This window comes from Thalassospira sp. CH_XMU1420-2, assembly GCF_037029325.1.
GTDB classification, from domain to species: Bacteria; Pseudomonadota; Alphaproteobacteria; order Rhodospirillales; family Thalassospiraceae; genus Thalassospira; species Thalassospira povalilytica.
In genome coordinates this window covers 645,866-671,867 of sequence record NZ_JAYMEG010000001.1, presented here as the reverse complement: position 1 = coordinate 671,867, position 26,002 = coordinate 645,866, and the positions used below count along the sequence as shown (strand labels likewise).

The 26,002-nt window shown below is 54.4% G+C and carries 24 protein-coding genes and 1 tRNA gene; 9 read left to right on the top strand and 16 right to left on the bottom strand.

All coding sequences use genetic code 11. The features are described 5' to 3' along the window. The first annotated feature begins 200 nt into the window (after positions 1-200). From WA429_RS02980 to WA429_RS02950, 7 genes are all read left to right on the top strand, one after another. Positions 201-1,031: a DUF3100 domain-containing protein gene (locus tag WA429_RS02980; protein ID WP_287464314.1), complete on the top strand. Its 831-nt coding sequence runs from the start codon at positions 201-203 to the stop codon at positions 1,029-1,031. Between the two features lie 2 nt (positions 1,032-1,033). After that, positions 1,034-1,522: a hypothetical protein gene (locus WA429_RS02975; RefSeq protein ID WP_101245434.1), complete on the top strand. Its 489-nt coding sequence runs from the start codon at positions 1,034-1,036 to the stop codon at positions 1,520-1,522. A 128-nt stretch (positions 1,523-1,650) separates the two neighbouring features. After that, entirely contained in the window at positions 1,651-2,838 is a 1,188-nt protein-coding gene (locus tag WA429_RS02970) for a M20 aminoacylase family protein (RefSeq protein ID WP_287464315.1), read from the top strand. A 96-nt stretch (positions 2,839-2,934) separates the two neighbouring features. Beyond that, positions 2,935-3,558 (top strand): DJ-1/PfpI family protein, encoded by a 624-nt coding sequence (locus tag WA429_RS02965; RefSeq protein ID WP_114112860.1) that lies wholly within the window; start codon positions 2,935-2,937, stop codon positions 3,556-3,558. Between the two features lie 196 nt (positions 3,559-3,754). Next, on the top strand, positions 3,755-5,470 hold the full coding sequence (locus WA429_RS02960) for a tetratricopeptide repeat protein (RefSeq protein ID WP_287464316.1): 1,716 nt from the start codon (positions 3,755-3,757) through the stop codon (positions 5,468-5,470). 21 nt (positions 5,471-5,491) lie between these two features. Next, a complete protein-coding gene (locus WA429_RS02955) occupies positions 5,492-6,421 on the top strand; it encodes a 4-(cytidine 5'-diphospho)-2-C-methyl-D-erythritol kinase (protein WP_287464317.1) in 930 nt (309 codons plus the stop codon). Positions 6,422-6,499: 78 nt separating this feature from the next. Further along, positions 6,500-6,574: transfer RNA gene (locus tag WA429_RS02950), tRNA-Gln, on the top strand. A gap of 80 nt (positions 6,575-6,654) precedes the next feature. On the opposite strand, the gene WA429_RS02945 is transcribed toward WA429_RS02950, so the two are convergent. The 15 genes from WA429_RS02945 to coxB form a co-directional block, all read right to left on the bottom strand. Further along, positions 6,655-7,728 (bottom strand): sensor domain-containing diguanylate cyclase, encoded by a 1,074-nt coding sequence (locus WA429_RS02945; RefSeq protein ID WP_287464318.1) that lies wholly within the window; start codon positions 7,726-7,728, stop codon positions 6,655-6,657. A gap of 200 nt (positions 7,729-7,928) precedes the next feature. Next, positions 7,929-8,654, bottom strand: coding sequence for a copper homeostasis protein CutC (locus WA429_RS02940; RefSeq protein ID WP_287464319.1), 726 nt, complete (start codon positions 8,652-8,654; stop codon positions 7,929-7,931). A 6-nt stretch (positions 8,655-8,660) separates the two neighbouring features. Continuing rightward, positions 8,661-9,593 (bottom strand): ROK family protein, encoded by a 933-nt coding sequence (locus tag WA429_RS02935; RefSeq protein WP_287464320.1) that lies wholly within the window; start codon positions 9,591-9,593, stop codon positions 8,661-8,663. Between the two features lie 119 nt (positions 9,594-9,712). Next, a complete protein-coding gene (locus WA429_RS02930; RefSeq protein WP_287464321.1) occupies positions 9,713-10,972 on the bottom strand; it encodes a M16 family metallopeptidase in 1,260 nt (419 codons plus the stop codon). A 47-nt stretch (positions 10,973-11,019) separates the two neighbouring features. Then, positions 11,020-12,417 (bottom strand): threonine synthase, encoded by a 1,398-nt coding sequence (thrC, locus tag WA429_RS02925; RefSeq protein WP_228194574.1) that lies wholly within the window; start codon positions 12,415-12,417, stop codon positions 11,020-11,022. A gap of 186 nt (positions 12,418-12,603) precedes the next feature. Beyond that, positions 12,604-13,023 (bottom strand): cyclic nucleotide-binding domain-containing protein, encoded by a 420-nt coding sequence (locus tag WA429_RS02920; protein WP_101245421.1) that lies wholly within the window; start codon positions 13,021-13,023, stop codon positions 12,604-12,606. 118 nt (positions 13,024-13,141) lie between these two features. Then, complete coding sequence (locus WA429_RS02915) at positions 13,142-14,629, bottom strand: carboxypeptidase M32 (protein ID WP_287464322.1); 1,488 nt, start codon at positions 14,627-14,629, stop codon at positions 13,142-13,144. Positions 14,630-14,775: 146 nt separating this feature from the next. After that, positions 14,776-15,516 (bottom strand): SURF1 family protein, encoded by a 741-nt coding sequence (locus tag WA429_RS02910; protein ID WP_287464323.1) that lies wholly within the window; start codon positions 15,514-15,516, stop codon positions 14,776-14,778. Between the two features lie 9 nt (positions 15,517-15,525). Next, the gene (locus tag WA429_RS02905; RefSeq protein WP_101245418.1) at positions 15,526-15,891 is read right to left on the bottom strand and encodes a DUF983 domain-containing protein; all 366 of its coding nucleotides are present in this window, start codon (positions 15,889-15,891) and stop codon (positions 15,526-15,528) included. A 33-nt stretch (positions 15,892-15,924) separates the two neighbouring features. After that, complete coding sequence (locus WA429_RS02900; RefSeq protein ID WP_101245417.1) at positions 15,925-16,725, bottom strand: cytochrome c oxidase subunit 3; 801 nt, start codon at positions 16,723-16,725, stop codon at positions 15,925-15,927. An 82-nt stretch (positions 16,726-16,807) separates the two neighbouring features. Beyond that, a complete protein-coding gene (locus WA429_RS02895) occupies positions 16,808-17,398 on the bottom strand; it encodes a cytochrome c oxidase assembly protein (RefSeq protein ID WP_101245416.1) in 591 nt (196 codons plus the stop codon). Positions 17,399-17,411: 13 nt separating this feature from the next. Beyond that, the gene (locus WA429_RS02890) at positions 17,412-17,552 is read right to left on the bottom strand and encodes a hypothetical protein (RefSeq protein WP_170310068.1); all 141 of its coding nucleotides are present in this window, start codon (positions 17,550-17,552) and stop codon (positions 17,412-17,414) included. Then, positions 17,549-18,475 (bottom strand): heme o synthase, encoded by a 927-nt coding sequence (locus tag WA429_RS02885; RefSeq protein ID WP_101245415.1) that lies wholly within the window; start codon positions 18,473-18,475, stop codon positions 17,549-17,551. The genes WA429_RS02890 and WA429_RS02885 overlap by 4 nt, the downstream gene beginning before the upstream one ends. An 80-nt stretch (positions 18,476-18,555) precedes the next feature. Next, the gene (gene ctaD, locus WA429_RS02880; RefSeq protein ID WP_101245414.1) at positions 18,556-20,139 is read right to left on the bottom strand and encodes a cytochrome c oxidase subunit I; all 1,584 of its coding nucleotides are present in this window, start codon (positions 20,137-20,139) and stop codon (positions 18,556-18,558) included. Positions 20,140-20,150: 11 nt separating this feature from the next. After that, on the bottom strand, positions 20,151-20,999 hold the full coding sequence (gene coxB / locus WA429_RS02875) for a cytochrome c oxidase subunit II (RefSeq protein ID WP_101245413.1): 849 nt from the start codon (positions 20,997-20,999) through the stop codon (positions 20,151-20,153). Positions 21,000-21,808: 809 nt separating this feature from the next. Between coxB and WA429_RS02870 the strand changes: the two genes are divergently transcribed. Further along, positions 21,809-22,624 (top strand): hypothetical protein, encoded by an 816-nt coding sequence (locus WA429_RS02870; RefSeq protein WP_170310067.1) that lies wholly within the window; start codon positions 21,809-21,811, stop codon positions 22,622-22,624. A gap of 111 nt (positions 22,625-22,735) precedes the next feature. On the opposite strand, the gene WA429_RS02865 is transcribed toward WA429_RS02870, so the two are convergent. Further along, a complete protein-coding gene (locus WA429_RS02865; protein ID WP_101245412.1) occupies positions 22,736-23,314 on the bottom strand; it encodes a YqgE/AlgH family protein in 579 nt (192 codons plus the stop codon). Between the two features lie 349 nt (positions 23,315-23,663). Here WA429_RS02865 and WA429_RS02860 point away from each other — a divergent pair, with 349 nt between their 5' ends. Beyond that, entirely contained in the window at positions 23,664-25,877 is a 2,214-nt protein-coding gene (locus WA429_RS02860; RefSeq protein WP_287464324.1) for a protein-disulfide reductase DsbD family protein, read from the top strand. Positions 25,878-26,002 lie beyond the last annotated feature (125 nt).

Genomic DNA, 26,002 nt, shown 5'->3' with positions numbered 1-26,002 from the left:
TCGGCAACAGACGCATCCCAAAATGGCACTTGCCCAGCCCCCGCCTAGTTTTCATTGTCAGACAAAATTCCGGGTTCAGAAAATGGCAAAAATGTGAAATCTGCCAATACCCGGATGCCGCAGGGATGATGCAACAGTCTGGCTTCTTTCGAACTCCGGGCGAAGTTGCGTCGAACACGCCACGTCAAGGAGACTTGAAAATGAACGCGCTTCGGGGACAGTTGGAGCTTTGGCGGCTTCATCTTGCCGTTATCGTACTCGGCGCCATTGCCGAACTGATCGGTATTCAGAAAATTTCGTTTGGCATCGGGGCAATTCTTTTGCTGCCGCTGCTTTATGCCTTTGTGATGTCAGCGGTGCTGAACCCGAATGTTGTACCGGCACTCGGCAAGTTCATTCGCCAGAAAGAAGTCAAAGCCGCATCGCCCCTGATCGTGATTGCGATCATGCCGTTCATTGCGAAGTTCGGCACCACCATCGGCCCGGCAATCGAAACCATCATCGAAGCCGGCCCGGCACTTCTGTTGCAGGAACTGGGCAACCTTGGCACCATCATTCTGGCCTTCCCGCTTGCGGTTTGGGGCATGAAAATGGGCCGCGAGGCAATCGGTGCGACATTCTCGATCGCGCGTGAACCCAACCTTGCGATCATTGCTGACCGCTATACCCTGAAAAGCCCGGAAGGTACCGGCGTCATGGGTGTTTATGTTATCGGCACCCTGTTTGGCACCTTTATTTTCGCCATTCTGGCCTCGCTTTTCGCCAGCAGCGATCTGTTTGATCCGCGTGCACTTGCAATGGCCTGCGGTATTGGCAGTGGTTCAATGATGGCGGCCTGCACCGGGGCACTGACCGAAGTCGTTCCGACAATGAAGGACGAAATCCTTGCACTGGCTGGTGCAAGCAACCTTCTGACCTATGCGACCGGGCTGTATGCCGGCCTGTTCATCGCACTTCCGATTGTTGAAAAACTTTATAACGCGACTGCGGGCAAGAACGATCTCGCCAACGCAAGCAAGAAGGAGGCCTGATCATGTCCGATAGCGCAATCGCAATGGAACGCACCCGTCCGAACATTGATCTTGCCGATCATGCTGTCACCCTGATCATTGTCTGCCTTGTCGGTCTGGTCATGAATACGGTTGGTCCGGCCATTCCGCTGGCGGATGGCTTTGTCGGCATGGTGGTGATTTACCTGATCACCATGGTCGGCTTGCTGCTGACCCGTTTTGCACCGTTCTATCTTCCGAGTGTTGCTTGGATTTCGTTGGTCGGGATCGTTGCGACCCTGCCCTGGACACCGGGTTCGGAATGGATCGTTGCACAGGCCAAATCGGTCAACTTCCTTGCACTCGCGACCCCGGCCCTTGCCTATGCCGGTTTTGCGATCGCCAAGAAGGAAATCGAGGTTGCCAAACATTCCGGCTGGAAGCTGGCACTGGTTGCATGCCTTGTGTTCCTTGGCACCTATGCCGGTTCTGTTCTGGTGGCCGAGTTGATCCTGCGCCTTCAGGGTGCCTGATCACCTTCGAACACACTTCTTATGACCATATAAACGGGGGCAGCTTTGTCCCCGTTTATCGCGGATCAGAATGTGCCGCCTGGCAATGTCTGAAACCCGCCCTTGATGACACGCTATAGAGTATGCAGATGACTGACTCCAATCGCTCCCCTCATCCTCGTGCCACCCAACTTGCTGATGAGTTCAAATCCTGGCGTCAACATCTGCATGCTCACCCCGAAACCGCATTTGAAGAAACGCTGACCAGCGCCTTCATCGCGGAAAAGCTGACATCCTTTGGCCTTGAAGTTTCAACCGGCATGGCAAAAACCGGTGTGATTGCAACATTGAAAGGCAACAAGGGTGACGGCAAACGGATTGGTTTGCGCGCCGACATGGACGCGCTTGATATTCATGAAATGACCAATCTGCCCTATGCATCCAAACATCCGGGCAAAATGCATGCCTGTGGTCATGACGGCCATATGGCGATGCTGTTGGGTGCCGCCAAAATCCTGTCCGAGGCCCCCGACTTTGCCGGAACCGTCGATTTCATTTTCCAGCCTGCCGAAGAAAACGAAGGCGGCGGACGTGAAATGGTCAATGAAGGTCTTTTCGACAGCCACCCGGTCGATGCGATTTTCGGCATGCATAACTGGCCCGGACGCGATGTCGGTACCATGGCGATGAAAGCCGGGCCGATGATGGCAAGTTACGACGTTTTTGAAATCAACATTGATGGCAAGGGATGCCATGCGGCCATGCCCCATCTGGGTCGCGATCCGATCACGGCAGCCGGTCAGCTCCTGCTTGCCCTTCAGACGATTACGGCACGCAACGTCAATCCGCTTGAAAGTGCCGTCATCTCGCCAACCCAGATTTCAGGCGGTGACACCTGGAACGTCATTCCCGATACCGCAACCATTCGCGGGACTGTTCGAACATTCTCACCCGTGGTTCAGGATCTGGTGGAAGAACGGCTGAAGACCGTTGTAAACGCCACGGCCGAGGCATTCGGATGCAGCGCGCGTATGATGTATCAGCGCCGTTATCCGGCAACCATCAATAGTGAAGCCGAAACCGCAATTGCCCAAGCCGCGGCCTACAGGACCGTTGGCGAAGACAAGGTCGATCCCAATCCGGAATCATCAATGGCCAGCGAAGATTTCGCCTTCATGCTCAATGCAAAACCCGGCAGCTATGTCTTGCTTGGCAACGGGCCGACCGACGGCAATTGTTTGCTGCATAACGCGGCCTATAATTTTAACGACGATGCCATCCCTTATGGCGTGACATACTGGATCACGCTGGTGGATGAATATCTCGGCTCAGCCTGACGCCGGCAAGCCGCAGGGCCGTATACAAGTTTTTTCTTGTGCAGCTTTCAATCTGCGCGTTCAATAGCCGCCCTTTTCATTAGCGGTTAGACGGACATGAAGATTGCAATCGTGACACTTGACGGTTTTAACGAGATCGACAGTTTTGTCGCCTTGTCCATTCTGAACCGTGCAAAGGCCGATGGCGTCAGTGCTGCAATCACAGCCCCCGGTGACACGGTGACATCAATGAATGGTGTTTCCGTCACCGTGCAAAAGCCGCTTTCCTTTGTTCAGGAAGCAGATGCCGTGCTGATCGGAAGTGGCATCAATACCCGCGAACATATTGATGACGCTGCCCTGATCGGAGAATTGTCGCTTGATCCGTCGCGACAACTGATCGGCACGCAATGTTCAGGTGTGCTTTTCCTGTACCGGATGGGACTGTTGCCTGCAACCATCACCACGGATACCAAAACCCGGCCGCTTCTGGCGCGTACTGATACCGTGGTCGAAGACAGGCCTCTGGTTGCACAGGGCAATATTGTCACCAGTGGCGGCTGCCTGTCATCTGGTTATCTTGCCGGATGGTTCCTTGCCAAGGCACTTGGACTGGACAAGGCAATGTCGATCCTTGAAACAGTGGCCCCGGTTGGCCAGCGATCGCAATTTGGCAAACAGGCGCGCGAAATCATCGGCAAGCAGCTTGATATACCGGCCAAACGCCCGCTTTATTGCTAGGGCCCGGACCTGTTGCCCATAACGGTTTTTGCCAATTTTTCCGTGATTTTGACTTTGCATCGGCTTTGCACGTGATTACGTGTTGCAAATGCTTTGCCTTATAATTGCCGACTGAGTAGGCTAAACCCGAAATTCAACATGGTGTTGTTCAATACCTGACGGCACCGAACCCGAATTGCGGACGCAGGACAAGCCTTTGAAACGTCAACTGTTACACATCATCATCCCGATGACGGCACTTGCTCTTTCGGCCTGTAGCTCATTGCCACAGCATCCCGAACAGGCAGAATTCCAGTATCCGCAATCTGATGGTTTTTCGGGCAATTTCCTTGCCGGGAAAGCAGCCCAGCTTGAAAACCAGTCGAGCTATGCTGCGCAATATCTTTTGCGGGCGCATGAACTTGAACCTGCCAATGCAGAATTGCGTCGCCGGGCGTTTCTTGCCCTGATCAGTGATGGCCGGATTGCCGATGCCAGTTCAATCGCGACCGATCTGCAACGTGAAAATTCCGAAGACCTGTTTGCAGCACTGACTGTCATGGATGACGCCATCCGCGATGACAGGTTGCAAGATGCAATTGATGTAGTATCGGAACTGCCGCAACGGGGCATCAATGCCCTTATCGCGCCATTGGCCAAGGCATGGCTGTATGCGGGATTGAATGAAAAGTCCAAGGCGCTGTCGGCATTGAATGAAATTCAGGGCAATGGTGCGCTTAACCCGCTTTCGGAATATCATCGCGGCCTGATCCTGGCCTATTTCGATGATTTCGACGGGGCCGAACGTGCGCTTGCCAGTGCCTATGGTGATCCGGCGGATGCGCCCCTGCGCGCGGCCGAGGCCCTTGGCGCGGTATTCGAGCGCAAAGGTCAGGTCCAGAAGGCCGCCCTGCTTTATCAAAGCTATATGGATCGCCATCCGCAGTCACTTGCCATGCCGTTCCATCTTGAACGGCTTAAGCGCGGTGAACCGCCGCTTGCAACCATGTTGACGCCGGCCACCGGTCTGGCTGAGGCCTATCTGGATATTGCGACCCTTCTTAGTCAGGAAAATGCCGTTGATCCGGCGTTGCTGATGGCCAGATATTCGCTGTCATTGCGCCCCTATGACGACATTACCCGACTGCTTGTCGGCGAAGTAATGGAAATCCAGGGACGCTATGATGCGGCAATCACGATCTATGGCGCGATCCCGCATAGTTCGCCGCACAGCTGGAATGCCCGCCTTCGCACGGCATCCAGTCTTGAGCAGATCGGTCAGGCCGAACGCGCGATCGATATCCTCGAAGACATGGTTTCCGAACGCAAAGACAGACCTGATGCGCTGATCCAGCTTGGTGACATCCTGCGCATTCAGGGGGAATACGCCAAGGCGGCCGATGCCTATAACAAGGCGATTGAACGTCTTGGCGGTGATACCGTTGTCGGATGGCGTTTGCTGTATCGTCGCGGCATTGCCCATGAACGGGCCGGTGACTGGAAAAAGGCCGAAGCAGACTTCCTACTTGCTCTCGAAATTGAACCCGAACAGCCCTATGTCCTGAACTATCTTGGATATAGCTGGGTTGATATGGGAATGAATTTCGACAAGGCCGAAGACATGCTCAAACGCGCCGTCGAATTGCAACCGGAAGACGGCTATATCGTCGACAGTCTTGGCTGGGTCTATTACAAGCTTGGCCGGTTCGAAGACGCGGTTATCCAGCTTGAAAAGGCTGTGGAGCTTAAACCTGATGATCCGACCATCAATGATCATCTTGGTGATGCCTATTGGCAGATCGGGCGGTATCACGAAGCCCGCTTCCAGTGGCACCGCGCGCTTTCATTCAATCCGACAGAAGAACTTCGCGCCACCGTCGAAGCCAAAATCAATGGCCAGGTGCCAAGCGTTGCCCCAATTGTCGTGAACTGATCAATTCGGGAAGAAACATCCATGTCTGCGACCTATAGCGAACAGGCTCCAGCAAAGATCAATCTGTTCCTTCATGTCACCGGCAAACGCGATGATGGCTATCATCTGCTTGAAAGCCTTGTCTGCTTTACCGCGACCGGCGATGTGCTGAGCGGGGAATGCCGTGACGATGGTGCCATCAACCTGACCATTACCGGTCCGATGTCGGCAAGCTTGGCGCTTGAAGATACCGACAACAATCTGGTCGTTCGGGCCGCGCGCATGCTTCAGGCAGAAAGCGGTACCGAACTTGGCGCGGATCTTGTCCTTGATAAGCGCCTTCCTGTTGCATCGGGGATCGGCGGCGGTTCGGCCGATGCGGCAAGTGCCATCCGGCTTTTATGCGACATGTGGCAACTCGATATCGATCAGGACAGATTGGCGGAAATTGCACTGGCGCTTGGTGCCGATGTTCCGGTTTGCCTTCATGGCAAGACGTGTCTGATGTCGGGTATCGGTGAAGAACTTACCGATCTGCCCGATTTGCCGCCCATCCCGATATTACTGGTCAATCCCGGGAAGGCGGTGTCGACACCGGAAATTTTCCGGGCCCGTGAAGATGAAGGTTTTTCTATTTCCGGGCTTTGGGATGTCAGCCGCGTATTCACAAGCGGCGCATCGCTTGCCGATGCGCTGTCGGAATGCGGTAATGACCTGACACTTGCCGCAACCAGCATCCTGCCCGAGATTTGCGACGTGCTGAATGCTTTGGCACGTGAAGAAGGCTGTCTTCTTGCACGGATGTCAGGCAGCGGGGCGACCTGTTTCGGGATTTACGACACCGATGAACAGGCCGAAAAAGCCGCGCGGGCCATCGCAGAACAGCATCCTGACTGGTGGATTTCGCCCACCCGGATCGTGTGTCAGGAAGCGCGCGTTCTGTCAAATATCGGCGCATCTTTTCCCGACTGAGGCCCGGATAAAAAAACCTTCAAATAGAGGGTTGCACTCTTGTCGCGGGGACGCTATTTTCCGCGCCACACACGCTGATGGGGCGTGGCCAAGTGGTAAGGCATCGGTTTTTGGTATCGTGTACCGTAGGTTCGAATCCTACCGCCCCAGCCAAGACGAACCGCTTTGAGGTTTTCCTCAAAGCGGTTTTCTTTTTGACCCTAAACGGGTGACAGTTCAGCCCCCCCAAGCAATCAATCAAGTTCGCGTTGGCGAATGGTGTCGCGGCCGACCTGTTTGGATTCATACATCGCGATATCCGCGCGGGCGACAAGCGAATCAACAGTGTCATCAGGTTCGGCAATTCCCAGTCCGATGCTCAGGCTAAGCTGGAGTTCTTCGTCACCGGCATGGAAATCGGACTCGCGCACGCGATCAGTCAGGCGCTGAAGATATTTGAGCGCCCCGGCTGCCCCGGTTTCGGGCATCAGGATCAGGAATTCTTCATTCCCCCAGCGCGCAATGATATCGGTGTCGCGCATCAGGGCCGAAGAAACCTTGGCGAACAGTTTCAATGCCTTGTCGCCGGTATCGTGACCGTAATCATCATTAAGTTTTTTGAAATTGTCGAAATCCAGAAGCCCGACAACGAACTGCTTGCCATAGCGTTTGGTACGTTCGAGTTCGGATTTCAGGCAATCTTGCATATAGCGCCGGTTATAAAGCCCGGTCAGACTGTCACGGGTTGCAAGATGTTCAAGTTCCTTGCGCGCGGTTTCAAGCGCATGCAAATCCGCCACACGGGCAATGGCATGACCAAGCCAGGATGCAAACAGGCGAACCAGTTCGATATCTTCGCCGGTGAAGGGACGGGTCGGCTGCGGGCTTGAAAAGTTCAAGGTCCCGTACCGTTCGCCATCAACCATGATCGGCGCACCGAGATAGGCCTCAAGCCCGAAATTCTGATAGCAGGGATGCGTTTTGATGTCACTTTCACCGACATGATGGAAACCGCAAACGTCATCGGCCTGCACCACATGGGCGCAATAGGTATTCCCAAGTTCAAAACTGGTCCCCGGCGTCAGGGCATTTTCCGGATGCAGGGCCTGCTGAATCTCGTATTGGTCGTCGATAATCTTGCTGAAAATGCCAATCGGCAAACCGAAATGCCCGGTTCCAAGCTTGAGGATTGCATCAACACGTTGTTCAAAATTCAAATCGCGCGATGACGTGATCCGGTGCAACGCACTCAGGGCGTTTTCGGTTGCCTTCTGGTGTGCTGTTTCATTGGCCGCCCCCGTGACCGCACCTTTTTGTTCTGTATTCATTATCTCACCAAACGTTGCACCATTTACCACCAAAGCCGCCCGTCGGCGATGGCGCGCATCAGAAACGTAGCTTTAGGCCAGCCCCCTTAACGAACAATTACCGGCCCTGCCCTATTAAGATTAGACCCGTATCATACCTGTGAATAGGGGTTCCGTCCCGAAGATCTGCATCAAACAACCAAGCCGGCCGTTTGGCGTGATCAGATATCCATCGCGTTTTTAAGGGCACGCACGCGATCAGGGGCCACCTTAACACGGCCCGCCCCATCTTCTTTTGCTGCGACATCGGCCTTGCACGACGCATGAAGCTCGTGCGCGCCGGATTTGTTCAGGATGTCAGCGGCATTCGCTGACGATATCCCCGCCCCCGGAAGAATGACGATGCGCCCGGCCGCACGTTCAGTCAGCGCCGCAATCCGGTCAATGCCGGTGATGGCATCGGGTGCACCACCACTTGTCAATATCCGCTCAAATCCAAGATCTATCGCCTGCTCCAAGGCACCGAACTGATCATGCACTTCGTCAAAGGCGCGGTGCAAGGTGACTTGCAAGCCAGCACATTCCGCCATCAGATCGCGCAAGATGTCAGTATCAAGCTGCCCTGCATCATCCGTTGCCCCAAAGACAACACCGGCCGCCCCGCACGCACGGGCCATTGCGATTTCGTGCTTCATGATCGCGCAATCGTTGGCGTCATAGCAAAAATTGTCCGGACGCGGACGGATCATGACCATGCATGGGGCCTTGATGTTGCCGATCATTGCAAGCGCCCCGGGACTTGGCGTAAGCCCGCCCAGTGCCAGTGCAGAACAATATTCAATACGATCAGCACCCGCATCAACGGCCAGCACCGCGTCCTGAAAACTTTCAACACAAACTTCAAGTACCCGGCCAGCAACCCGATCCGGTGTTTCCGATAAAGTCATTTCCGCTTAAACCCCACCCTGCGCGGCTGACGGGCTTTGATTGGCATGCAGCATTGCCGCACCGCGCAGACCGCCATCCTTGGCGAAATGACCGGGAACAACCAGCCGATCATCATAACGCCCCAATACGCGGTCGCGAACCAGCCCATCGATCCGGGCAATCAATGCCGGTTCTGATGCCATCCCGCCACCAACCGGAATACAGTCCGGATCAATAACATTAACCATCAGCGCCAATTCGCGCGCCACCAGTTCGCAATAGATTTCAACCGAACGGCTGGCCACGGCATCATCGGTCCGCCAGGCATCGGTAATGTCGAAACTCGACGCAGGATTACCACTGATCTGACGATGGATATGTTCAAGACCGCGCGCCCCGCCCCAGGCATCAAGGCACCCGGTTTGCCCGCAACCGCACACCACCGGTGCCAAACCGTTGCGAATAAGGGTACCGGTAACGTCATTGCCATGGCCCCATTCGCCGCGTATGCCGCTGCGCCCGCCGATGAATTCACCATTCACGACAATGCCGCCACCAACCCCGGTGCCCAGGATAATTGCAAAAACCGTGCGTGCATCCTTGCCCGCACCGCTGATGGCTTCGGCAAGTGCAAAGCAGTCCGCATCATTTTCAACCAGAACATGGCGGTTCAGAATTGCTGAAAGTTCGCTTGCCAGTGACCACCCCTTGATCGCGGGTATGTTGGCTGAAATCACGGCACCGGTCTGTGGGTCCAGCCCGCCGGCAAAGCTGATGCCGATATCGGGACGGCTGCCAAATTCACGATCCGCGTCGTCGATAACATCACGGATGGTTGCTACGAACGCGTCACGGTCATCCCTTGGTGTCGGGGTTTTGCTATGAAGCAGGACTTCACCCGCCTCACCGAACACACCAAATTCGATTTTTGAACCACCAATATCAAAGGCGTATTGCATGGAGTTTACCCCGTCATCCTGATTGATATGGGGATACACCAGTAAGTGCCGGGCAGCAAAAAGAAACGGCACATGCCCGATTGGACATGTGCCGTCGAAAATCAAATATTCCGATACAATCAGCCGCGAAGACGGGCGGCAAGATCATCATATGCCGGCATCTGGTCAACCGGCCCAAGGGCGGTGATGGTTGGTTTGCCATCCAGAAGCGCCTTGCCGGAACGGCGAACACTTTCAAGATCAACCCCGTCAATCTTGGCGACGATTTCTTCCATGGTTTGCGGGCGGCCGAAAATCTGGATCTGACGGGCAAGGGTTTCACAACGACCGGAATTGCTTTCCATCGCCATGACCACAGATGCTTTAAGCTGTGCACGTGCGCGCGTGACTTCTTCTTCGGTCAGATCATCGGTCGCACGGACCAGCTCGTCACACATGACCGGCATCAGCTCGCCAATATCATTGGCCCCGGTCCCCGCATAGATCGAGAACAGCCCCCCATCAACATAATGCGACGAGAAACTATAGACCGAATAGACCAGACCGCGTTTTTCACGGATTTCCTGAAACAGGCGCGACGACATGCCCCCGCCCAGAAGGGTATTGAACACCTGAAGGTCATAGAAACTGTCATCGGTGTAGGACACGGTCGGAAGACCGAAAATCACATGCACCTGTTCAAGTTTGCGGTTTTCGATCCGGCTGCCGCCTTCGTATTTGAGCGGCTCCATCTCGTGATCTTCATGGGCCGGCAGGCTGTCGAATTTCGATGCCACCATATCGACGACACGATCATGTTCGACCTTGCCCGATGCCGAAAATACCATGCGTTTCGGGCTGTAACGGCGCGACATGTAATCAAACAAATGATCGCGTGTCAGCGACGATACATTTTCCGGACTACCCAGGATCGAACGGCCCAAAGCCTGATTTGGCAGGGCGGTTTCCTGGAAATAGTCGAAAATGATGTCGTCGGGGGTATCGTTGGCCTGACCGATTTCCTGCAAGATTACCTGACGTTCACGTTCCAGTTCCTTGGCATCCAGTGTGGAATGCTGAAGGATATCGGCAATCACATCGATCGCCAGTTCCTGGTCTTCGTGCAGGACCTTGCAGTAATAGGCCGTATTTTCACGCGACGTATAGGCATTCATCTGCCCGCCGACAGCTTCGATTTCTTCGGAAATCTGAAGTGCGGAACGCCGGCGCGTGCCCTTGAAGGCCATATGTTCAAGCATATGGGAAATGCCGTTGATATCAGGTGTCTCGTTACGCGCACCAACATCAACCCATGTACCAAGGGCAACAGACTGCACATGGTCAAGGCGGTCCGTCGCGACAATCATCCCATTGTCAAGCTGGGTAAGCTCGACTGTCATATAGCATTACTCCTGTTTTTCACGTCTTTCCCGATGTCTGCGTACCTTCAGGCCGCACGCCGGTTTTTACGGACATGCGCCATCAAGGCCGCCACATCATTGGACATGGGTTCGACCTTTTCTGGTCGGTCATATAGATCAGACAGACGCGGCGGCAAGTCCGGGTAGATACCCGATGCCTGCTTTACCGCGTCGGGGAATTTCGCCGGATGTGCGGTTGCCAGTGCCACCATCGGCACCGACTTGTCACGATTGCATTCACGGCCCGAAACAATGCCGATCACGGAATGCGGATCAACCAGTTCACCACTGGTTTCAAGGATGTCCTTGATTGCGGCCTTGGTCGCATCATCATCCAGACGGTAACCGTCAAAATGTTCACGCGCACGGGCAAACTGCCCCTGCGACATTTCCATCACACCGGTTTCACGGAACTTGGTCAGCATTTCGGCGATTGCCAGACCATCGCGGTCATACAGGTCAAACATCAAACGTTCAAAGTTCGAGCTGACCTGAATATCCATCGACGGGCTAAGCGATGGTTCGACACCTTCCATCTTCATCACACCGCTTTCAAAGAAGCGGGCCAGAATGTCATTGCGGTTTGCACCAACAACAAACTGCTTGATCGGAAGGCCCATCTGCATCGCGGCATAACCGGCATAGACATTGCCAAAGTTGCCCGACGGCACAGAGAACGAAATTTCGCGTTCCGGCGATCCAAGCTGCACACCTGCCCAGAAATAATAGGCGATCTGGCACATGATGCGTGCCCAGTTGATCGAATTGACCGCAGACAGGCCAACTTCATCCCGGAAGCCGTGATCATTGAACAGCGCCTTGACCAGATCCTGACAATCATCAAACGATCCTTCGACCGCAATGTTGTGGACGTTGTCAGACAGGATGGTCGTCATCTGACGACGCTGAACTTCGGAAACGCGGCCCTTGGGATGCAGAATGAAAATATCGATATTTTCACGATCACGGCAGGCCTCGATCGCAGCCGAGCCGGTATCACCGGACGTCGCACCAACAATCGTGATACGTTCGCCACGTTTGGCCAGAACATGGTCAAACAGACGACCAACCACCTGAAGCGCATAATCCTTGAATGCCAGGGTCGGACCATGGAACAGTTCCATCACCCAGTCATTGGCACCAAGCTGCTTGAGCGGTGCCACGGCTTCGTGGTCAAACCCGTTATAGGTATCTTCAAGAATGGCCTTAAGGGCATCGTCATCAACGGTGCCCGCAACAAATGGCTGGATCACCTTAAAGGCGACTTCGGCATATGTCAGAGTTCGCAGCGCACGAATGTCATCCTTGGAAAAGGTCGGCCAGGTTTCAGGGACATAAAGACCACCGTCACGGGCCAGACCGGCAAGAAGAACTTCATCGAACTGCAAAACGGGGGCACTTCCCCGCGTGCTGACATAGCGCACTAGACCTGCTCCTGCATAAGGCGAATACCAGTTCCGTGCGTCCGGACACAAATCGCGCCAAAACACACTCCAACGCCTGAGTTAGTGAGGGTTTGGGCCAATATAGTCAAGGGACAATCAAGCAGGTCTGCCGTGTCATACGCATTATCGCGCAAGGCATGTCACATGGCTGGCTGATATGCCGTCCTAATTGTCGATCGGAATGCCGTGTTCTTTCAGCTTGGCCTCGGCAAGGGCGGCACGCCGTACCACGGTCCGGTAGTTGCCAAGCAGGATTCGCAGGATCGCCTTGATGAAACGGTCCGATCCCGCCATCTTTTTTTCAAATGTCTGGCGGTTGATCGCAATCAGCACCGTGCGTTCGGTTGCCCGTGCCGATGCCATGCGCGGCTTGTTATCAACAAGAGCCAGTTCACCAAACAGTCCGCCGGCTTCGATCGTGCCAAGAATGACTTCCTCGTCACCATTAAGCGTCTTGAAGACTTCGACTTTGCCTTCCTGAACCACATAGGCCGCGTTTCCCGGTTTGCCTTCCCGGAAAATAACCTGATCCATGGCAAAGACCTGCCGGTCCATGACCTTCTTGTTACCGTCGGTTATTCCCATGTGACTGCAATGCCCATGACGCCTGAAAAGGGATAAGGCAACGGATAACCGCTTATCATTATTCGGAAATCCGTAGCCGCAAAAATGCTAGCACATTACCACATGCATTCAATCGAATTTACGCACCGTACCGGCTGATCATGTGGGCCTTGAAGGCATCAACACCAAGAGCACTTCCGGTCGCTTCTTGCAGGATTTCGTCGGTTGAACGGCTTGATGCCTGGCTATGGATATTCTGTTCAAGCCACTGCATCAGCGGACCAAACGCCCCGCGGGCCAAGGCCTCCGGGATTTCCGGATTGGCTTTTTTGGCAGCCGCAAAAATCTGTGCTGCCGCCATCGCACCAAGCGTGTAGGTCGGGAAATAACCCCATGCCCCGGACGGCCAGTGGATATCCTGCAAGCAGCCGTCACGATCATCGGGCGGCGTGATACCAAGCAGCTTCTGCATCATATCGTTCCAGGCACCGGGCAAATCGGCAAGCTTCATGTCCCCTTCAATCAGGGCACGTTCCAGCCGATAACGCAGGATGACATGGGCAGGATAGGTAACTTCGTCCGCATCGACCCGAATAAGCCCCGGTTCAACCCGGGTATAAAGGCGGTGCAGATTTGATGCACTCCAGGACGCATCGTCGCCGCCAAAGGCCTGTTTGAAGACAGGACCGGCATAGGTCAGGAATTCCTCGGACCGGCAGGCCTGCATTTCAACCAGAAGCGACTGGCTTTCATGCATGGTCATGCCGCGCGCCTTGCCCACCGGCTGGTTACGCCAGTCTTTGGGAAGTCCACGTTCATACATGGCATGTCCGGTTTCGTGCAGAACCCCCATGATCGCCGAGGTAAAATCATTCACATCATATCGGGTGGTGATCCGTACATCGTCGGGAATACCGCCACAGAACGGATGGTGCGAAATATCAAGGCGCCCGTGGTCGAAATCGAACCCGACCGCCTTCATCAAATCCAGACCGACCTTGTTCTGGGTTTCAATCGGGAACGGGCCGGTGGGCGAGATCGGCTTTTCTTCGGCCTTCTGGCGTTCGATCACATCGGCAGTAAAGTCGGGCAGGAACGCTTCAAGTTCAGCAAACAGGCTGTCAATCCGTTCGGAACGCATCATCGGATCATATTGATCAAGCAACGCGTCATAAACCGATGTACCAAGGGCTTCGGCCTTGGCTTTTCCAGCCTCGATCGACAGATCAAGAACTTCCTGCAATTTCGGAAGCAGCCCTTTGAAGTCGTTTTCTGCGCGCGCTGTGCGCCATGCAACTTCGCAGCCGGTTTCCGCACGCGACATTTTTTCGACCAGATCGGCGGGGACAGCTGTGCCATGCACCCATTCGCGTTTCATTTCGGCCAGATTGGCCTTCTGCCAGCGATCAAGATCCTCGTCTTCGGCCGCCGCCAACAGGTCCCCCATATCAGGTGCATTGATCAGTTCGTTATTCAGAACGCTTAGCGTCGCAAGCTGTTCGGAACGTGCTTCTGCGCCGCCATTCGGCATGATCGCAGCCATATCCCAATGCAGCATTCCACTGACATCGGACAACACATTCATGCGACGAAAACGGGCTTCGAGCTGTTGATATGCTTTGGTCATCGGGGCTCCTGTGCGCAGACCGGGTACGGACAACGCGCCTTTTGGTCTTTGGTAAACGGAAAATGTCGGGCAAATGATACCCTGACAGCAGGGCAATTTCGGTGGTCAGTTTTGCGGCTGACCACCGTTACGGCAGACACCGGCGGTCAGGCGGCATTACCGTTGCTGTTGTCTTCTTTGTTCTCAACCGGGCGGCGGTGATAGAACACGAAGATCACAATCAGCGACAGCGCAAGGCTGTACCAGGTAATCGCATATTCAAGGTGGTTGTTTGGCAGTTCGACCTTGGCCTGGCCGCCAATCGGAAGCCCGCTGGGAACCTCTGTTTCGTCAAGTTCCAGATAGTATCGGCTGGCAAGTTCCGCACCGCTGTCTTCGGCCATGTGATCAACATCGACATAGAACCATTGATTGGCAAGCGCGTCGTTTTCGGGCTGTGCCCAGTGTTTGGTTTTGGGCAGACGCAGCACACCGGTGACATGTACCGGTTCTTCGATCAAACTTTCCGGGCGGGTTTTCGGATCACGATAGTCGGTCGGAACCCAACCGCGATTGACAAGAATGATGCGGCCATCTTCCTGTTCAAGCGGCGTGATCAACTGGAAACCGACATTGCCGCGCCGGGTGCGCGCCATCAGGTATTTTTCCTGATCATTCAGGTAACGGCCTTCGGCAAAGGCGGCACGGAATGCCATATCGGGATCAACAGCTGTATCCACCGGAACCGGGATCGGCGGCAATTCGGCCTGGGCGTGGCGCTGATCAATCAGACCCTGTTTCCAGAAAAGTCTGTCCATTTGCCAGGTTCCAAGACCCAGCAGGATCACCAGAGACAATCCGACGCAAATTTTCATCGCCAGACTTGGGCGCGAAGTAAGTAAAGGCATTAACTGAAATCAGTCCTGTTGGGATGTCGATCTATGACGATATTGCAGCGCCACCATGAGACCTTTTAACGGTCGTAGCAAGACCAGTGTCACACCAACAATCACAGGGCCCCATAAAAGCGCGTGCAACCACAAAGGCGGCATATAGCGCATCTCCACCCAAAGTGCCATGGGAACGACCAGAAATCCGAGAATAAAGATCAGAAACACCGCCGGTCCATCCCCAGCATCATGTCCCCGCAAATCCAGCCCGCAGACTTCGCAACGTTCGCGAACGGTCAAATAGCCCTGAAACAATTTTCCCCCACCGCATCGGGGGCATTTGCATGCTAGCCCGGTCCGGATGGGGGAAATGTTTGGATAATAATCATCCATGATCTTTGACCCGGCAAAGCGGATCAGGGCGGCTTATTCGCCGCCCCAGATGTAAACGGCAAAGAACAGGAACAGCCACACAACGTCAACGAAGTGCCAGTACCATGCTGCTGCCTCAAGACCGAAATGATGATCCGGCTTAAAGCCGTCCTTCATCGCGCGGACAAGGCAAACTGCCAGGAACACCGTTCCGACAAACACGTGGAAGCCGTGGAAACCGGTCGCCATGTAGAAGGTCGAGGAATAGATGTTGTCGGCAAAGCCGAATGCCGCATGGCTATATTCATAAGCCTGAAGGCACAGGAAGATAACGCCAAGGGCCACCGTCAATGCCAGACCCTGTACCAGGTCCTTTTTCTTGCCTTCGATGATGCCATGATGCGCCCAGGTCAGGGTGCAGCCCGACAACAGCAGGATCAGGGTATTGAGGAACGGCAGATCCCATGGATCCAGAACCTCGACACCGGCCGGCGGCCATTCGGTCACACCGGGGCTGAAGATCACAAAGGCGTTGTGGAAGAATGCCCAGAAGAAGGCGACAAAGAACATCACTTCGGATGCGATGAACAGCGACATGCCATAGCGCAGGCCGATCTGAACGACCTTGTTATGGTAAATCTTTGACTCGCTGATCACGTTGCTCCACCAACGGAACATCACAAACAGGATGCCTGCAATCCCGATTGCCGCCAGCCAGAAATCGGCCGGTGCACGATCCGAATGCATGAACATGACCATGCCACCAGTGAAAAGACCGGCCGATGCTGCCGCAACAAGCGGCCACGGGCTTGGGTCTACCAGGTGGAACGGATGTTTCTGAGCATGATCACTCATTCCTTGCCCCCCTCAATCCTTACAAAAGAAACTCAAGTTCGCTTTGTTAAACCGAGACAACAGCACCCAAAAACGGGGTCTGTCAGCCTCCCTGATCTTCATTCCCGTCCGCCGCTTCGACCGAGGCTTCTGCCTTGAAGAAGGTATAGGACAGGGTAATTGTCTTCACGTCCTGGGTATTGATGTCTTCTGCAATGGCGGGATCAACATAGAAACTGACCGGCATGTCGACGCGCTGCCCCGGTTCAAGGGTTTGCTCGTCAAAACAGAAACATGCGATCTTGTTGAAATATTGCCCTGCCTTAAGTGGTGTAACATTGTAAACCGCCTGTCCGGTGATCGGCTGAACAGACATGTTTTCGGCCATGTAATAGGCCAGATTATCTTCGCCAAGACGAACCGTGATCTCGCGCTGTTCCGGTTTGAACTGCCAGTTCAGGCCGGAATTCACATCGGCATTGAACCGCACCTTGATGGTTTTTTCAGAAACCTCAACTGGGGCCTCCGTTGCCACCTGGGTCGTGCCGCCAAAACCGGTAACCTGGCAAAACAGTTTGTAAAGCGGGACCGACGCATAGGCCAGACCGACCATCGCACCGACAACAAACACGCAGCTAAACAGGATTTTCCTGTTCTGCGCCTTTGTTTTATCAATCGGCTTCTGATCGGTCATCGTGCCCTGGTTCCTAGCTCATCTTCAAAATCGTGATTGCAAAAAACAGAACCGCCAGACCACCAAGAATGATCAGGAAGACAAGGTTCTTCTTTTTGCGCTTGGCAAGAAACGCTTCAAGCTCGGCCTTGTTATGCTGTGCCTGTTCGCTCATGCCATAAATCCAACCAGCCAAACATCTGCAACCATCGCCCCGAACAGGACAAACAGATACAGGATGGAATATCCAAACATCTTGTGCGGTGCGCGTTCTTCAGCATCGCGCAGCACGCGGATCGCATGGCGCAAGAACAGCAGCCCGGTAAAGGCCGCCGTCGCACCATAAAAGACACCAAGCAACCCGGTTGCCACCGGAACAAACGTTACCGGCAACAGCAAAAGGGTATAGATCAGCATCTGCTTTTTGGTTGCCGCTTCACCGGCGACCACCGGCATCATCGGCACACCGACCTTTGCGTAGTCACCGCAACGGAACAGGGCCAGGGCCCAGAAATGCGGCGGCGTCCACATAAAGATAATCATAAACAGCGCAATCGAATTCAGATCGATCCCGCCTGTCACCGACGCCCAGCCGATCATCGGGGGGAATGCCCCGGCGGCACCGCCAATGACGATATTCTGTGGTGTGCTGCGTTTCAGCCACATGGTGTAAACGAACACGTAGAACGCGATCGACACCGCCAGCAAAACAGCAGCCGCAATATTGATGGCAACCGCCATCACGGTTACCGAAACAATCGACAGCGCAATGCCCAGTGACAGGGCTTCGTCTGCCGGAACCCGCCCGGCCGGGATCGGCCGGTTCTGGGTGCGTTTCATGTGGATATCGATGTCGCGGTCGTACCACATGTTAATCGAAGCAGCCGCACCGCTGGCAACAGCGATACAGGCGATTGCGACGAGTCCCAAAAACGGATGAATGGAACCCGGGGCAATCAACAGACCAACAGCACCGGTGAAAACCACAAGGGTCATTACACCGGGTTTCAGCAACGCTATATAGTCGCGCACCTCGGAAATCGGCAGCTGAGCTGCGTTTTCAAGCGCAAGGGTCTGGTCGGCAACCTGCTTGGTCATGGAACTCTGGTCTTCTCTTTTTGGGGCGGTAAGGCGCCCCCCGCAAAGCGCGGTTTGCGGGGGACTTAAACCAGTGTCACTTACTTGATACGCGGCAGTTCGTCAAAGGTATGGAACGGCGGCGGCGAGCTGACAGTCCATTCCAGGGTATCTGCCCCTTCGCCATACGGGTTTGCTTCGGCTTTCTTGCCACGGATGAAGGCATGCGCCACCACACCGAGGAAGAAGATGGTTGAAGCAAAGGAAATATAGGCACCGTAAGACGATACAAGGTTCCAGCCTGCGAACGCATCCGGGTAGTCGGCATAACGACGTGGCATGCCGGCAAGGCCCAGGAAGTGCTGCGGGAAGAAGGTCAGGTTGACGCCGATGAAGAAGAGCCAGAAATGGATCTTCGCACCAAGGTCGGAAATCTCGTATCCCGACATTTTGCTGAACCAGTAATAGAATCCGGCAAAGATCGAGAAGACCGCACCAAGCGACAGAACATAGTGGAAGTGCGCCACAACGAAATAGGTGTCATGCAGCGGCAAATCCATGCCCGAGTTGGCCAGCATCACACCTGTCACACCGCCCACAGTGAACAGGAAGATAAAGCCGATCGCCCAAAGCATCGGCGCCCGCAAGGTGATGGAACCACCCCACATGGTCGCGATCCACGAGAAAATCTTGACCCCGGTAGGCACCGCAATCACCATCGTTGCCGCGGTGAAATATGCACGGGTGTCAACATCCATACCGACCGTATACATGTGGTGCGCCCACACGATAAAGCCGACAACACCAATCGCAACCATCGCATAAGCCATGCCGAGGTAACCAAAGACCGGCTTGCGCGAGAAGGTCGAAATGATGTGGCTGATGATGCCGAAGCCCGGCAGGATCATGATGTAAACTTCCGGATGCCCGAAGAACCAGAACAGGTGCTGATACAGGATCGGGTCACCGCCACCGGCCGGATTGAAGAAGTCCGTGCCAAAGTTACGGTCGGTCAGAAGCATGGTAATCGCGCCACCCAGAACCGGCACAGCCAGCAGCAGCAGGAATGCTGTGACCAGCATCGCCCAGGCAAACAGCGGCATCTTGTGCAGGGTCATGCCCGGCGCACGCATGTTGAAAATGGTGGTGATGAAGTTCACCGCACCAAGGATCGAGCTGGCCCCTGCAAGGTGCAGGGCAAAGATCGCCATATCCACCGATGCATCGGGATGTCCGAGAACCCCCGAAAGCGGCGGATAAACCGTCCAGCCGGTACCCGCGCCACTGCCAACCACAGCCGACAGCATCAGCAGGATAAAGGCCGGAACAATCAGCCAGAACGAAATGTTGTTCAAACGCGGGAACGCCATGTCGGGCGCCCCGATCATGATCGGAACGAACCAGTTGCCAAAACCGCCAATCATGGCGGGCATGACAACAAAGAACACCATGATCATGCCGTGTGCGGTCACGAGCACGTTAAAGAACTGGTGGTCTTCAATGATCTGGGTTCCCGGATGCGCCAGCTCCATACGGAACCAGACGGAAAACGCGCCACCGATCAAACCGGCGATCACTGAGAAAACAAGATAAAGCGTCCCGATATCCTTATGGTTGGTTGACAGGAACCAACGGGTAAAGAAGCCGGGGGTATGATCGTGATCATGTGTGTCAGCGTGAGCCATCAATCTCTCCCTCACTCTGCCGATGCCACTGATACCGATGACGGCAGGTCAGCAGATGCGAACTGTTCTTGGGCCTTGGCTACCCAGGCCTCGTATTCTTCCATGGTAACAGCTTTGACCGCGATCGGCATATAGGCGTGGTTCACACCGCAAAGCTCGGAACACTGACCATAGAATGTCGTACCGGCATATTCGGCCGGGATGCGGGTCCAGGTTTCATTCAGACGGCCCGGTACGGCATCAAGCTTGATGAAGAGTGACGGCATGGCCCAGTTATGGATCACGTCATCGGATGTCATGATCAGACGGATATTCTGGTCCACTGGCAAAACAACCGGATTGTCGACATCCAGAAGGCGGTTCTTGCCTTCGGCGACAGCGGTTTCTTCGTCGATCATAAGCGAATCAAAGGTGAAGTTGCCGTTATCGGGGTACTCATAGGTCCAGTACCATTGCTTGCCGATGATCTTGAGCGTCAGATCGGCATCTTCGACACGGTCTGCGAAATACAGCAGACGGAACGACGGGATCGCAATGACAAGGAGGATAAGAACCGGAACAACCGTCCAGACCACTTCAAGAAGGGTGTGGTGCGTTGTTTTCGACGGCACCGGATTGCGTTTCGCACTGAAGCGGAAAAGCACATAAAGCAGCAGCAAAAGAACGATCACGGTAATGATCGTCATCAGCCACGTCAGCAAAATAAAGAATTCATGGCCTTCGACAGCCACAGGCGAAACCGGCTCCTGCAGCCCAAGCTGCCATGGCTCGGGCTGTCCAACAGCAAGTGCTGAACTGTCAAACCCGACGAGTACCGCCAATCCCAACAGAAAGATGGGAAATAGCTTCTTGATCGACATGCGAATCTGCCCCCTCGCATTACATCTCAAGGCGATATGCCTCAATCGTCTCTGCCTCTGATCCTGCGATGGCTGATCCGATATATATCGCCCCCTCTCAAGGACATTATCACGTCTCAACCAAAGATTACCAACAGATCAGACCAGAGCATTTCCTCTGACATATCTTATTCTTAATAAGCCTGCACCCGAAAGTACATCTGTAAGGCAGGCAAATAGCGTATCTTCGACACCTGTTCCAGAAAAAACCTCGCTGCGATGCACAAAAAATGTATTTGATAACACCTCAAATTATCGCTCTGGTTTCACTAAAAACGTTCGAAAATACCCACCCTTAGATAGAAAAACCGCCATTCCGGTCAGACATGATCTATTCGACCGTGAATTGCTGCCCTGCAATATAATCAGAAAGTCAGTTTAAAATCCCTTCAACCAATGGATAAAGCATCCGCGCGATCGGCTGCCATGCCAAAAGCGGTGTTTTGTTCCGTCCTGCCGCTACGTCATATTGAAGTTTGCATTTGCGACACCAGATTACGACGGTTCAAACGGGTAAGCGCCTGTTTGGGAACGCGATTCGCAATTCGGTCCCGTTGACCCGGCAATGATGGCTCCTGTGCGGAAATCACAGTCAGACACCTTGAAACACAGGGAAATTGTCGCATATCAGATAAATGAATTTGGTTGGCGTGATATGCTTTGCGGACTATTCTACCCAAACGTATGCATCCTGCCCCTCATCCGTAGTAATTCACTTCGCAACCGCGCGGCTCACCGGATGCCGACAGATAAAAGACAGAGGTTCGCCAATGGCACGTCAAGGCAGCAAAAGACTTTTTACCGCCGAGATGCGGCTTCTCAACAAGCTTGAGAACATGAGCGACATGGTCGCTTTCCCGACCGAGATGCCAACGGACGGCCAGGGTGGTGGTAGCGCGGATGTTTCATCGCTGCATACCGCGATCGAGGACCTCAAGCTTGAACTGCTTGCCGACATTCGCATCATGATCGAAGAGCAGAAAAAGGCCAATGCCCGTCCGACCGACAGCGAACAGGAAGATGCGCGAACTGAATTGCGACTTCTGAAAACCGAAATTCGCGCACTGGCCAACTCGATCCAGGAAACCAAACGCGAAATCGCAGCCCTTTATACCGCGCCCGAAGACAGCAGCGGCACGCGTATCAATATCGTAAAGGGCGAACTTGATTCGGTTGTTGCCGCGACCGAGGACGCAACGGCAAACATCCTTGAAACCGTCGAAAAAATCGATGCTGTTGCCCACAATATTCGCTCGGCTGCCCCGGATGAATATACCCAGGGTCTGGCAGACGACATCGTGGAGCTGGTGGTCAAGGTGTTTGAATCCTGTAACTTCCAGGATCTGACCGGCCAGCGCATTACCAAGGTCGTCAATACCATGAAATATATCGAGGAACGCGTGAACCGCGTGATCGAGATCTGGGGCGATGACGACTTCGGCGAATTTGATCTGCCCGCCGATCCCAAAGGGCTCGATAACCTTGACAAGACTGTCACCAAGGCACCGCAAAACGCCGAACGTGTCAGCCAGGACGAAGTCGATCAGATCTTCTCACAGGAAGAAATCGACGCCCTGTTCGACTGATCAGGGACAGAGCAAACAAAAACAACAAAGCCTGCCAAACTGGCAGGCTGTTTTTTTGCCAGATCTCTTTGGTTACTCTGATCCCGGCCATGATTGGCGCATTGGAAAAGATCAGGCGTGACCGGCTTCGCCAGACAGCAATTCGGGGGCAAAGCCCAGCTTGGAAAAGGCCTGTTCCCATTTGTCTTCGCAGTCGACATCAAACAGAAGATCCGGGTCGGCATCCACATGAAGCCATCCGTTGGCAAGGATTTCGCTTTCAAGCTGGCCACTGCGCCAACCGGCATATCCAAGTGCGAGAATGCGGCTTTTGGGGCCTTCGCCCAAGGCAATCTGTTCAAGAATATCAACCGTCGCCGTCACCGAAACGCCCGGATCGACATGCAGGGTTGCCTCGTTCGAGAAATCGGTGGAATGCAGGACAAAGCCCCGGCTGCTTTCAACCGGCCCGCCAAAATGGACCTGGATGTCTTCGATGGTGGGCGCAGGCCGGGCAATGCCAAGCTGCTCAAGAAGTTCGGGGAATGTGATGCTGTCAATCACACGGTTGATGACAAGTCCCATCGCCCCGTCCTGGTTATGTGCGCAGATATAGACAACACTTTGCGAAAAACGCGGATCACGCATGCCGGGCATCGCCACCAGCAGCTTCCCACCAAGATATTCGCCTGTATCGATACGCTCAGCCATCTCGTAACTCTTTCTGTCCTGTTTCATCAAGCCTAGCGCGATTGGTGTTCCATTACCATCAAGAACCCCGGAAAGGGCCACATAATATGCATATCAAAAGCCCTTTCCACCTATTGAAGATGTAGGAACGCAAAGGCCGGATCGCCAACTTTTTCGCGAAACTTTGATCGCCCAAAGCCCGCAAATTCGGGCGATGCCCGACCATGAATGATAAACCGGTCACATAGTCGTGGCTTGATTTGATCGCCACAGAGGATTACGCCTTCAAGTCAAAGATATCTGCCCATATTGCGCCACATCGACGGTGCAATCTCGGGATACCGAATATCGGCAATTCAAGGACCAAGACGTGCTGCGCCACCTGATCATTCGTTTTACAGTTCTTTTTGCGGTGACGATCCTGTCCGTCAGTTCGTTTGGCACCGCCAATGCGGCACAGGATATGACGACCGCCTGGACCGATGAGGATTTTGCATCGGTTCGCCTGATCAGTGCCCAAACCCGCACAAACGGCTCAGACACATTGCGTCTGGGGCTTGAATTCGAATTGCAGCCGGACTGGAAAATCTATTGGCGCAGTGCCGGCGATGCCGGGTTCCCGCCGCAACTTGACTGGACCGGATCGGAAAATATTGGCGATGCCACCATCCTGTGGCCGGCCCCTCACCGATTTTCGATCTTCGGGCTGGAAACATTCGGCTACAAAAACCAGATCATTCTGCCGATTGATGTTGCCATTCCCAACCCGGACCAGCCGGCATCCGTCCGGCTGAATGTGGATTATCTGGTTTGCAGTGACATCTGCATCCCGGCAAGTGCGAACTTCAATCTCGACATTCCGGCGACCGCAGCCGATAGCAGCGCGTCCGTTGCCAGCAATCAGGCCCATCAGATCGAAAAGTTCGTTTCGCGCGTACCGTTGCGGGGTACGGATCTTCCGATCTCGGTCAACAGCATTACAGCGCATAGCGGATCTGAACAGCCGGTTTTGCGTCTTGGTATTTCGGGCCTGACCGATGCCGATGTCAGCGTTGACGACATCCTGATTGAAAGCGATCTGCGTGCCGGGTTCGGGACACCAACGGCGGTTTCGGAGCCAGCAGGATCATCACCGGACCTGTCATATTTCGAACTACCTGTCTTCGGGCTTGCGGACGGGCAATCTCTTGATCAGGCTGCCCTGACCGTCACCGTGATTGCCGGGCCGCTGTCTATTGAACAACCCGTCACCGTTGGAACCGCCCAGTCATCGACCGCATCGACCCAAGCGGGCGTATCATCGGCGGACACCACCAGTATCTGGCTGATCGCGATATTTGCCCTTTTGGGTGGGCTTATTTTGAATGTGATGCCCTGTGTGTTGCCGGTTCTGTCGATCAAGGTCATGTCCGTGATCAATATGCGGGCCGAGGATACCAAGCATATCCGGTCGGGTTTCCTGGCCAGTGCAGCCGGGATCGTAACGTCTTTCTGGCTGATTGCCGCCGCCCTGGTCGCGATCAAGCTGGCGGGGGGATCAATCGGCTGGGGCATTCAGTTCCAGCAGCCACTGTTCCTGACCGTGATGACAATCATCCTTGCGGTATTTGCCCTGAATATGTGGGGACTGTTTGAGATTTCCGGTCCCAGCGAACTTGGCAACGTGGCAAATGATGCCATTACCGACCAGCAAAGCCGTGGCCGCCATCTGAGCAGCCACTTCCTGACCGGCATGTTTGCCACCTTGCTGGCAACGCCGTGTTCGGCGCCATTTCTTGGAACGGCAATCGGCTTTGCGCTGGCTGGCAGCCTGTTTGACATCTTTCTGATTTTCACCCTGCTGGGTGTCGGTCTTGCCCTGCCCTATCTTGCCATTGCGATCCGGCCCGGTGTTGCACGCCTTCTGCCCAAACCCGGACGCTGGATGAATGTGGTCAAGATTGTTCTGGGTCTGGCGCTGATCGGAACAGCCATTTGGCTTCTGGGTATTCTGTCTGTCCAGATCGGGTTTGGCGGCGCCATTGCGGTCGGTGGCGGACTTGTTGCTGGCAGTCTGTTTGTATGGGCACGTTCGCGCACAGAAAAATTGCGTCGGCGCTTTACCTTTACGGCACTTGCAGTGACCGGATTTCTGGTCGCGCTGTTTGCCCCGGGATTTGCCAAACCGCCGCAACAGGCAACCATGGCCCGCAGCAATGGTCAGCTTGAATGGCAGGCATTTGCCCCTGATACCATTCCGGCATTGATTGCAAATGGCAAAACGGTTCTGGTCGATGTTACTGCCGAATGGTGCGTGACCTGTCAGGTCAACAAGAAGCTGGTGCTTGAAACATCCGAAGTTGCCCGGGCACTTGGTGCAGACAATGTGGTGTTGATGCAGGCTGACTGGACCCGCCCGGATCAGGAAATCGCGGATTATCTGGCCTCCTATGGCCGGTTTGGCATTCCGTTCAATGCGGTATTTGGTCCGGATGCAACGGATGGCATTCTTCTTTCCGAGTTGCTAAGCGTTGATGCCGTCCTGGATGCGCTGCAAAAGGCAGGGGTCGGTGACGGGGCCAAGATCGCAAAAGGCGGTGCGTAACCACATTTGTTTGCGACCATGCATGATCGCCATCATGCATCGGCCTGAATCAAAGTTCCTAAAAACTCTGTTCGATGGCATTGAATGTCCTGCGAATTTGGTGTTTGATTCAGGTCCAAGAGTTC

Excerpts from the sequence above, each read along its gene's own strand:
- WA429_RS02980 (WP_287464314.1), top strand. The coding sequence starts at position 201 with ATGAACGCGCTTCGGGGACAGTTGGAGCTTTGGCGGCTTCATCTTGCC.
- WA429_RS02975 (WP_101245434.1), top strand. The coding sequence starts at position 1,034 with ATGTCCGATAGCGCAATCGCAATGGAACGCACCCGTCCGAACATTGAT.
- WA429_RS02970 (WP_287464315.1), top strand. The coding sequence starts at position 1,651 with ATGACTGACTCCAATCGCTCCCCTCATCCTCGTGCCACCCAACTTGCT.
- WA429_RS02965 (WP_114112860.1), top strand. The coding sequence starts at position 2,935 with ATGAAGATTGCAATCGTGACACTTGACGGTTTTAACGAGATCGACAGT.
- WA429_RS02955 (WP_287464317.1), top strand. The coding sequence starts at position 5,492 with ATGTCTGCGACCTATAGCGAACAGGCTCCAGCAAAGATCAATCTGTTC.
- WA429_RS02945 (WP_287464318.1), bottom strand. The coding sequence starts at position 7,728 with ATGAATACAGAACAAAAAGGTGCGGTCACGGGGGCGGCCAATGAAACA.
- WA429_RS02940 (WP_287464319.1), bottom strand. The coding sequence starts at position 8,654 with ATGACTTTATCGGAAACACCGGATCGGGTTGCTGGCCGGGTACTTGAA.
- WA429_RS02935 (WP_287464320.1), bottom strand. The coding sequence starts at position 9,593 with ATGCAATACGCCTTTGATATTGGTGGTTCAAAAATCGAATTTGGTGTG.
- WA429_RS02930 (WP_287464321.1), bottom strand. The coding sequence starts at position 10,972 with ATGACAGTCGAGCTTACCCAGCTTGACAATGGGATGATTGTCGCGACG.
- WA429_RS02920 (WP_101245421.1), bottom strand. The coding sequence starts at position 13,023 with ATGGGAATAACCGACGGTAACAAGAAGGTCATGGACCGGCAGGTCTTT.
- WA429_RS02915 (WP_287464322.1), bottom strand. The coding sequence starts at position 14,629 with ATGACCAAAGCATATCAACAGCTCGAAGCCCGTTTTCGTCGCATGAAT.
- WA429_RS02910 (WP_287464323.1), bottom strand. The coding sequence starts at position 15,516 with ATGCCTTTACTTACTTCGCGCCCAAGTCTGGCGATGAAAATTTGCGTC.
- WA429_RS02905 (WP_101245418.1), bottom strand. The coding sequence starts at position 15,891 with ATGGATGATTATTATCCAAACATTTCCCCCATCCGGACCGGGCTAGCA.
- WA429_RS02900 (WP_101245417.1), bottom strand. The coding sequence starts at position 16,725 with ATGAGTGATCATGCTCAGAAACATCCGTTCCACCTGGTAGACCCAAGC.
- WA429_RS02895 (WP_101245416.1), bottom strand. The coding sequence starts at position 17,398 with ATGACCGATCAGAAGCCGATTGATAAAACAAAGGCGCAGAACAGGAAA.
- WA429_RS02890 (WP_170310068.1), bottom strand. The coding sequence starts at position 17,552 with ATGAGCGAACAGGCACAGCATAACAAGGCCGAGCTTGAAGCGTTTCTT.
- WA429_RS02885 (WP_101245415.1), bottom strand. The coding sequence starts at position 18,475 with ATGACCAAGCAGGTTGCCGACCAGACCCTTGCGCTTGAAAACGCAGCT.
- ctaD (WP_101245414.1), bottom strand. The coding sequence starts at position 20,139 with ATGGCTCACGCTGACACACATGATCACGATCATACCCCCGGCTTCTTT.
- coxB (WP_101245413.1), bottom strand. The coding sequence starts at position 20,999 with ATGTCGATCAAGAAGCTATTTCCCATCTTTCTGTTGGGATTGGCGGTA.
- WA429_RS02870 (WP_170310067.1), top strand. The coding sequence starts at position 21,809 with ATGGCACGTCAAGGCAGCAAAAGACTTTTTACCGCCGAGATGCGGCTT.
- WA429_RS02865 (WP_101245412.1), bottom strand. The coding sequence starts at position 23,314 with ATGGCTGAGCGTATCGATACAGGCGAATATCTTGGTGGGAAGCTGCTG.